Origin of the sequence: Algoriphagus resistens, from assembly GCF_001442615.1 — a bacterium.
In the GTDB taxonomy this organism is placed as follows: domain Bacteria; phylum Bacteroidota; class Bacteroidia; order Cytophagales; family Cyclobacteriaceae; genus Algoriphagus; species Algoriphagus resistens.
Window position 1 is genome coordinate 1 of record NZ_LMXN01000042.1, and the last position, 1509, is coordinate 1509.

At 45.3% G+C, this 1509-nt stretch carries 1 protein-coding gene; it reads left to right on the forward strand.

Features of this window, described 5'->3' with window-relative positions; genetic code table 11:
- Positions 1 to 113: 113 nt before the first annotated feature.
- On the forward strand, positions 114 to 1193 hold the full coding sequence (locus AS141_RS25820) for an IS110 family RNA-guided transposase (protein ID WP_057940601.1): 1080 nt from the start codon (positions 114 to 116) through the stop codon (positions 1191 to 1193).
- The last annotated feature ends 316 nt before the right edge of the window (positions 1194 to 1509 follow it).

Sequence of the window (1509 nt, forward strand, 5' to 3'; positions counted from 1 at the left end):
ATCCATGATAGGGATGTCAATGCGGCAAAGGTATTATGTTTGAAAAGAAGCATAAGCTAAAATTCATAAATTAAGGAAGGATTCTCAAGTCTAACCTCAAATGAACATAGCTTATGCAACGGACTAAAATTAACCAGAAATCCTTTGAAGGACAATCAATATACGTAGGGATCGATTTCCACCTCAAGAACTGGATGGTGACCATATTAGGGGAGGATTACGAACACAAAACCATGAGCAGGGAGCCAGATCCGGAGCAACTTGTTCACTATCTGGAGAGAAATTTTCCGGGAGCCCAGTATAAAGCGGTTTACGAAGCCGGGTTCAGCGGCTTTCAATCCTGTAGAAGACTGGCCGAACTCGGTGTTGACTGTAAAGTAATCCATGCTGCCGACGTTCCTACCAGTCAAAAGGACCGACAGCGGAAAACTGACAAAGCAGACAGCAGGAAGCTTGCCAGGATGCTTAAGTCGGGTGAATTCAACGGTGTCCATATTCCTGATGAGGAGCTGGAAGCAGACAGGGCACTTATCCGGCAGCGTCACCGGACAATGAAAGATCTGTGCCGCCTGAAACAGAGAATAAAGTCCCTGCTCTACGAGTTCGGGATACAGACTCCTGGAAGGTTCACTCCAGGCCACCGCTGGTCTAAGGTATATATGAACTGGCTCAGGGAGCTTCCCGGGGCAAGACAGGAAATCAGGTTGCTTGTTGCTAATTATATAGCAACAGTAAGTTTGCTCAAACAGCAACTTCTATTGATCACCGGGCAGATAAGAGCTCTTCCAAAAAAAGAGCGATACGCAGAAAATTATGCTGTTTTGATTTCCATCCCCGGGCTTGGAATGCTGGGGGCAATGAGCCTGCTGACCCAATTGGGGGACCTAGACAGGTTCAGAAGCCTTGATGAGCTTTGTAGTTATGTAGGTCTTGTCCCCAATATGCATTGCTCCGGAAACAAAATGGTGGTCGGTGAAATGACCCGCAGAGGCAGGAAAGAGCTCAAGATCATGCTCATTGAAGCGGCCTGGGTAATTGTCCGTAAGGATCCTGCAATGATGCTCAGGTTCCAGGAACTATGCAAACGGATGAACAAGAATAACGCCATCATAAGAATTGCCAAAAACATGCTCAGCAGGATAAGATACCTGTTAAGAAACAAGATTGAATATGAACTTGGAGTGGTAAAATAAGCCGGTGAAAAAAAGAAAAGACCGTTGGTTAACCTTGAAAATCTGGATGGGGAACAAACGCTGTAGATGAACTGTAGCACCCGTTGGGAGGACTATTTGGCAAAGATTGCGGCCCCTTCCTCTTTAAAATGAAAATACATTGCGGCCTGCTCAAGGACCGTTGATAGGAGATTGATTAAAGAGGATTAACAATAACGGCTGATCTTAAAAAAGGAAGATATCAGAAGATTATCTTCTACATAAATTCAAATATAGTCCTGTCCGCGGGGCTGTAAAGGCAATACTAAACTTCGCTTCGCTCCGGCCTTGACAACTC